At 69.8% G+C, this 6,399-nt stretch carries 6 protein-coding genes; 5 read left to right on the plus strand and 1 reads right to left on the minus strand.

Annotated elements, in window-relative coordinates; genetic code table 11:
* Positions 1 to 383: 383 nt before the first annotated feature.
* The gene (locus tag ACWFRJ_RS22165) at positions 384 to 1,061 is read left to right on the plus strand and encodes a response regulator transcription factor (RefSeq protein WP_453533353.1); all 678 of its coding nucleotides are present in this window, start codon (positions 384 to 386) and stop codon (positions 1,059 to 1,061) included.
* Positions 1,062 to 1,249: 188 nt separating this feature from the next.
* Positions 1,250 to 2,527 (plus strand): ATP-binding protein, encoded by a 1,278-nt coding sequence (locus ACWFRJ_RS22170; RefSeq protein ID WP_453533356.1) that lies wholly within the window; start codon positions 1,250 to 1,252, stop codon positions 2,525 to 2,527.
* A gap of 1 nt (position 2,528) precedes the next feature.
* On the opposite strand, the gene ACWFRJ_RS22175 is transcribed toward ACWFRJ_RS22170, so the two are convergent.
* On the minus strand, positions 2,529 to 3,062 hold the full coding sequence (locus ACWFRJ_RS22175; RefSeq protein WP_453533359.1) for a GtrA family protein: 534 nt from the start codon (positions 3,060 to 3,062) through the stop codon (positions 2,529 to 2,531).
* Between the two features lie 190 nt (positions 3,063 to 3,252).
* Between ACWFRJ_RS22175 and ACWFRJ_RS22180 the strand changes: the two genes are divergently transcribed.
* From ACWFRJ_RS22180 to ACWFRJ_RS22190, 3 genes are read left to right on the plus strand one after another with little or no spacing between them, the layout of a single operon-like run.
* Positions 3,253 to 4,464: a 5-(carboxyamino)imidazole ribonucleotide synthase gene (locus ACWFRJ_RS22180; protein WP_453533362.1), complete on the plus strand. Its 1,212-nt coding sequence runs from the start codon at positions 3,253 to 3,255 to the stop codon at positions 4,462 to 4,464.
* A complete protein-coding gene (gene purE / locus ACWFRJ_RS22185; RefSeq protein ID WP_453533365.1) occupies positions 4,461 to 5,039 on the plus strand; it encodes a 5-(carboxyamino)imidazole ribonucleotide mutase in 579 nt (192 codons plus the stop codon). Before ACWFRJ_RS22180 ends, purE begins: the two co-directional genes overlap by 4 nt.
* A gap of 23 nt (positions 5,040 to 5,062) precedes the next feature.
* Positions 5,063 to 6,247, plus strand: a complete 1,185-nt coding sequence (locus ACWFRJ_RS22190) for a dipeptidase (RefSeq protein WP_453533368.1) — start codon at positions 5,063 to 5,065, stop codon at positions 6,245 to 6,247.
* Positions 6,248 to 6,399: the final 152 nt, after the last annotated feature.

The following is a 6,399-nucleotide window of genomic DNA, read 5'->3' on the forward strand; positions in this document are numbered from 1 at the left end:
CCCACGCCCGGGGGGAGTTCGCGCTCCGTTTCGGGGAAAGCGCTGGACGGCGACTCCGAGATCCACGCCCTGGCGCAACCTCACGCGCAGGGCCCGACCACAGGTCATTCCTTTCGAGGCCGGCAGAAGCCGGCCCGCACATAAAAGTGACCTAAGGCCGCACAGCGGGCCAAAGGTCCTTGTGTAGTGCATCAGGCGTTGGGTCACCATACGCCATGTCAAGGGAGCATATGGAAGGACTTGAGAGATGGATCACAGGTTATGACGGAACCGTTGCCCACATTTGAAGGTGATCCACAGGATCGCACCCCATAGCCGCAGGCGTCGACCGTCAGCTGGCGATCACCCCACGATGGTCGTCCAGCGCGGACTACCATCACTCCATGACCCGTGTACTGCTCGCCGAGGACGACGCGTCCATCTCGGAGCCGCTGGCCCGTGCCCTGCGCAGGGAGGGGTACGAGGTCGAAGTGCGTGAGGACGGCCCGACCGCCCTCGACGCCGGGCTGCAGAGCAGCGTCGACCTCGTCGTACTCGACCTGGGACTGCCAGGAATGGACGGCCTCGAAGTGGCCCGCCGCCTGCGTGCCGGTGGGCACACGGCGCCGATCCTCATCCTGACCGCACGCGCCGACGAGGTGGACACCGTCGTCGGCCTGGACGCGGGCGCCGACGACTACGTGACCAAACCCTTCCGCCTCGCCGAACTGCTCGCCCGGGTCCGGGCCCTGCTCCGGCGCGGGGCGAGTGAACCGCAGCAGGCGCCTGCCACGCACGGCGTGCGGATCGACGTCGAGTCGCACCGCGCCTGGATGGGCGAGGAGGAGCTCCAGCTCACGGCCAAGGAGTTCGACCTGCTCCGGGTGCTCGTCCGCGACGCGGGGCGGGTCGTCACCCGTGACCAGCTGATGCGCGAGGTCTGGGACACCACGTGGTGGTCGTCCACCAAGACCCTGGACATGCACATCTCCTGGCTGCGCAAGAAGCTGGGCGACGACGCGGCGAACCCGCGGTACATCGCCACGGTGCGGGGCGTCGGCTTCCGCTTCGAGAAGAGTTAAGGGGCAGCGCCCCTCAGGGGCGCGAGGAACTGCGCGACCAGCCGTGCACGGCCCGCAGAGGCCCATGGTCAGTAACCCGGCAGACGCGTCTGCCCGCGGCGGCCAGTTGGCGGGTGCGGGCACGCTCTGGTTGCTCGCGCAGTTCCCCGCGCCCCTACGGGGCGCCCCGCATCCGGGACACTGGATGCATGCGCCGCCGACTGATCAACAGCACCCTCGCCGTCGTCCTCGTGGTGATCGCGGTATTCGGGGTGAGCCTCGTCATCGTGGAGACGAGGACCATCAGCACCAGCGCCCAGGACCGCGTCACCAGCGAGGCGCTCCGCCTGGCCAGCATCGTCGACAGCAGGCTCATCAGCGACGAGCAGATCGACGCCGACATCCTGCGTGACGTGGCCGCGGTCGACACCGACCGCTACGCCCTCATCGAGATCCCCGGCCGCGCCCCCGTCGAGATCGGCACCCGCCCCACCGGCGAAGTCATCCACGACACGGCCAAGGGCGAGGAGGGCGAGAAGGTCACCGTCGAGGAGCCGCGCACCTCGGTCACCAGGGAGGTCGGCCGCACCCTGCTGATCATCGGCGCCGTGGCCCTCCTTGCGATCATCGCCGCCGTACTCCTCGCCGTACGCCAGGCCAACCGTCTGACCTCGCCGCTCACCGACCTCGCGGAGACGGCGGAGCGCCTCGGCTCGGGCGACCCCAGACCACGGCACAAGCGGTACGGGGTGACGGAGCTCGACCGTGTCGCGGACGTCCTCGACGGCAGCGCCGAGCGGATCGCCCGGATGCTGACCGCCGAGCGCAGACTCGCCGCCGATGCCTCGCACCAGCTGCGTACGCCCCTGACGGCCCTCTCCATGCGCCTGGAGGAGATCACCGTCACCGACGACCTGGACACGGTGCGGGAGGAGGCCACGATCGCGCTCGCGCAGGTCGAGCGCCTCACCGACGTCGTACAGCGGCTGCTCACGAACTCACGTGACCCGCGCACCGGGTCCGCCGTCTCCTTCGACCTCGACGAGGTCATCAAGCAGCAGCTGGAGGAGTGGCGCCCCGCCTACCGCAGCGCGGGCCGCGCCATCGTCAGCTCGGGCAAGCGGCATCTGAGGGCGGTGGGCACACCGGGCGCGGTCGCGCAGGTACTGGCGGCGCTCATCGAGAACTCCCTCATGCACGGCGGCGGCACCGTGGCCCTGCGCACCCGCGTCACGGGAAACCAGACGGTCGTCGAGGTCACGGACGGCGGCCCCGGTGTCCCCGCCGATCTCGGCGCGCGGATCTTCGAGCGGACCATCAGCGGCCGCAACTCGACGGGGATCGGCCTCGCGGTCGCCCGGGATCTGGCCGAGGCCGACGGCGGCCGCCTGGAGATGCTGCAGACCAAGCCCCCGGTGTTCGGCCTGTTCCTGTCGCGCACGCCCCCGCAGAAGCGGGCCCAGGAGATCGAGGAGACGGTGCGCTGATCTAGCGCGTGCCTCGCGCGGCGGGGCGCTTGTCGTCGGCCGCCGTGGCCTTGGTGGTCCCGTCGTCCAGGAACGCTTCCGCGCGGGCGACGGCATCGCGGGCGGGCAGCGTCTTGAAGACCCAGGTGCGGTAGGACCAGAAGCGGAAGCAGGTGGCGATGCCGATGCCCACGAACTTGAAGATGTTGCGCTGGAGCGGGCTGTCCCAGTCGAAGCCGTAGATCGCCGCGTACAGGACGCCGTTCTCGATCACCAGGCCGACCGCGCTGAACATCAGGAACAGCGTGAGCTCCTTGGTGCGGGAGCTCTTGTCGCGGTCCTTGTACGTGAAGTAACGGAAGCCCACGTAGTTGAAGGCGATGGCGACGACCGTGGCGATCACGTTCGCACGCACGGCCTGCAGTTCCGTCATGTGCCACAGCAGGTTGGACACGCCGAAGTTCACCAGCGTGCCCAGCGCCCCCACGGCCCCGAACTTGGCCACTTCGCGCGCGATCTGCTCCATCCGCACCCGTAGTGCGCCACGCTCCGTCATGGTGGTCGCCCCAACCCCGTCGTCTGTTCGTTCCGGTCTTTCCGGCCGTGTCGTCCTGTCGACGGCATCGGTCCTTCGGTCGCGTCAACCCAGCCATGCTAACCAGCGACTCACGCGGGTGGCGCGTGGACCGCTCCACACTGTGGCGGCTCTGTGACGGGAGAGCACGTCCGGTGCCCGGAATCCGGCCGTGACCGGCCGTTCCCGGGTGGCTGATACAGGCCGATACCCTGGGGGTGTGACGTTCCCGGTAGTCGGCATGGTCGGCGGAGGTCAGCTCGCTCGTATGACACACGAGTCGGGCATCCCGCTAGGCATCAGGTTCAAGCTCCTCAGTGACACCCCTCAGGATTCCGCGGCGCAGGTCGTCAGCGATGTCGTCATCGGCGACTATCGCGACCTCGACACGCTGCGTGAGTTCGCGAGGGGCTGCGACGTGATCACTTTTGATCACGAACACGTACCCACCGAGCATCTACGGGCCCTGGAGGCGGACGGCATCCCCGTGCGCCCGGGGCCCGACGCGCTGGTGCACGCCCAGGACAAGGGCGTGATGCGCGAGAAGCTCACGGAGATCGGCGTGCCGTGTCCACGCCACCGGATCGTGCGCGATCCGGCCGACGTGGCCGCCTTCGCGGCCGAAGGATCTTCGGAGGACTCCACGGGCGGCGACGGCTTCCCCGTGATCCTCAAGACGGTGCGTGGCGGCTATGACGGGAAGGGGGTGTGGTTCGTCCGTTCCGTCGAGGACGCCGAAGACCCCTTCCGGGCCGGTGTCCCGGTGCTCGCCGAGGAGAAGGTCGACTTCGTGCGCGAGCTCGCGGCGAACGTCGTGCGCTCGCCGCACGGCCAGGCCGTGGCCTACCCCGTCGTCGAGTCGCAGCAGGTCGACGGCGTCTGCGACACGGTGATCGCGCCCGCGCCCGGCCTCTCGGAGGACCTCGCGGGCCAGGCGCAGGAGCTGGCCCTCCGCATCGCCAAGGAGCTCGGCGTCGTCGGCCACCTGGCGGTCGAGCTCTTCGAGACCCACGACGGCCGCATCCTCGTGAACGAGCTCGCGATGCGCCCGCACAACTCGGGCCACTGGACGCAGGACGGGGCGATCACGTCCCAGTTCGCGAACCACGTGCGCGCGGTCCTCGACCTCCCCCTCGGAGACCCGCGCCCGCGGCCGAAGTGGACGGTCATGGTCAATGTCCTTGGCGGCGACTATCCCGACATGTACCAGGCGTACCTGCACTGCATGGCGCGCGACCCACAGCTGAAGATCCACATGTACGGCAAGGACGTGAAGCCGGGACGCAAGGTCGGCCACGTCAACACCTACGGCGACGACCTGGACGACGTGCTCGAGCGCGCGCGTCACGCGGCCGGCTATCTCAGAGGAACGATCACGGAATGACCGCACCTGAAGTTGGCGCACCTGTAGTCGGCATCGTCATGGGCTCGGACTCGGACTGGCCGGTCATGGAGGCCGCGGCCAAGGCCCTCGACGAGTTCGAGATCCCCTACGAGGTCGACGTCGTCTCCGCGCACCGCATGCCGCGCGAGATGGTCGCGTACGGCGAGGAAGCGGCGGACCGCGGCCTCAAGGCGATCATCGCGGGCGCGGGCGGCGCCGCACACCTGCCCGGCATGCTGGCGTCGGTGACCCCGCTCCCCGTGATCGGCGTCCCCGTACCGCTCAAGTACCTCGACGGCATGGACTCGCTCCTGTCCATCGTGCAGATGCCCGCGGGCGTGCCGGTGGCGACGGTCTCGGTGGGCGGCGCGCGCAACGCGGGTCTCCTCGCGGCGCGCATCCTGGCCGCGCACGACCCTGAAATCCTCGGCCGTATGCGGGAGTTCCAGCAGGAGCTGAACGAGCAGGCCACGGAGAAGGGGAAGCGTCTGCGCGCCAAGGTCGAAGGCGCGGGGTCCGGTTTCGGCTTCGGCTCGGGTTCGGGTTCGGGTTCACGTTCAGGTTCGGGGAAGTGAGCGGCATGACTGGGACGAGTGGCATGAGTTCCCTGGATGACGCCCGCGCCCTCCTCGCCGACTTCCCCGTGGTCGACGGTCACAACGACCTGCCCTGGGCGCTGCGCGAGAAGGCGGGTTACGACATCGACCGCCTGGACATCGCGTCCGACCAGACGGGCAACCTCCACACGGACATCGCGCGCCTGCGGGCGGGCGGGGTCGGCGCCCAGTTCTGGTCCGTGTACGTCCGCACGGACCTCACGGGCGACGCGGCGGTGAGCGCGACCCTCGAACAGATCGACTGCGTCGACCAGTTGCTCACGCGCTACCCGAAGGACCTGCGGCGCGCGCTGACGGCCGCGGACATGGAGGCGGCGCGCGCGGAGGGCAGTATCGCGTCCCTGATGGGCGCCGAGGGCGGCCACTCCATCAACAACTCCCTCGCGACACTGCGGGCGTTGCACGCGCTGGGCGTCCGCTACATGACGCTGACGCACAACGACAACATCGCGTGGGCGGACTCGGCGACGGACGAGCCCGGCGTGGGCGGTCTCTCCGCCTTCGGCCACGAGGTCGTACGCGAGATGAACCGCATCGGCATGCTCGTCGACCTCTCCCACGTGGCGGCGACGACGATGCGGGCGGCCCTGGACACCTCCGTGGCCCCGGTGATCTTCTCGCACTCCTCGTCGCTCGCGGTCTGCGACCATCCGCGCAACATCCCGGACGACGTCCTTGAGCGCCTGCCCGCGAACGGCGGCGTCGCGATGGTCACCTTCGTACCGAAGTTCGTTCTCCAGGCGGCGGTCGACTGGACGGCGGCGGCCGACGAGAACATGCGGGCGCACGGGTTCCACCACCTGGACACGACGCCGGAGGCGATGAAGGTCCACGCGGCCTTCGAGGAGTCGACGCCGCGCCCGGTCGCCACGGCCGCGACGGTCGCCGACCACCTCGACCACATGCGCGAGGTCGCGGGCGTCGACCACATCGGCATCGGCGGCGACTACGACGGCACGGCGTTCACGCCGGACGGCCTCGACGACGTAGCGGGCTACCCGAACCTGATCGCGGAGCTCCTGACCCGCGGCTGGTCGAAGGCGGACCTGGCCAAGCTGACGTGGCAGAACGCGGTCCGCGTGCTCGGAGCGGCCGAGGACGTGGCACGCGACGAGCAGTCCAGGCGCGGTCCTTCGAACGCGACGCTTCAGCAACTGGACGGCTGAGGGCATACGGGCCTTACGGGCCTTAGAGGCCTTACGGGCAGCAGGGCGGGGGGGCGCCCCAGCGCGGGGCCCCCCCCCGCCGGGTAAGTCACCCCCCCCCCCCCCCACCCCCCCCCCCGCCCCCACACCACCACCCCCCCCGCAGGGGCGTA

It is taken from the genome of Streptomyces sp. NPDC055239, assembly GCF_053606205.1.

What these genes read in the sequence shown, in the direction of transcription:
- ACWFRJ_RS22165 (WP_453533353.1), top strand. Translation starts at nt 384, where the DNA reads ATGACCCGTGTACTGCTCGCCGAGGACGACGCGTCCATCTCGGAGCCG.
- ACWFRJ_RS22170 (WP_453533356.1), top strand. Translation starts at nt 1,250, where the DNA reads ATGCGCCGCCGACTGATCAACAGCACCCTCGCCGTCGTCCTCGTGGTG.
- ACWFRJ_RS22175 (WP_453533359.1), bottom strand. Translation starts at nt 3,062, where the DNA reads ATGACGGAGCGTGGCGCACTACGGGTGCGGATGGAGCAGATCGCGCGC.
- purE (WP_453533365.1), top strand. Translation starts at nt 4,461, where the DNA reads ATGACCGCACCTGAAGTTGGCGCACCTGTAGTCGGCATCGTCATGGGC.
- ACWFRJ_RS22190 (WP_453533368.1), top strand. Translation starts at nt 5,063, where the DNA reads ATGAGTTCCCTGGATGACGCCCGCGCCCTCCTCGCCGACTTCCCCGTG.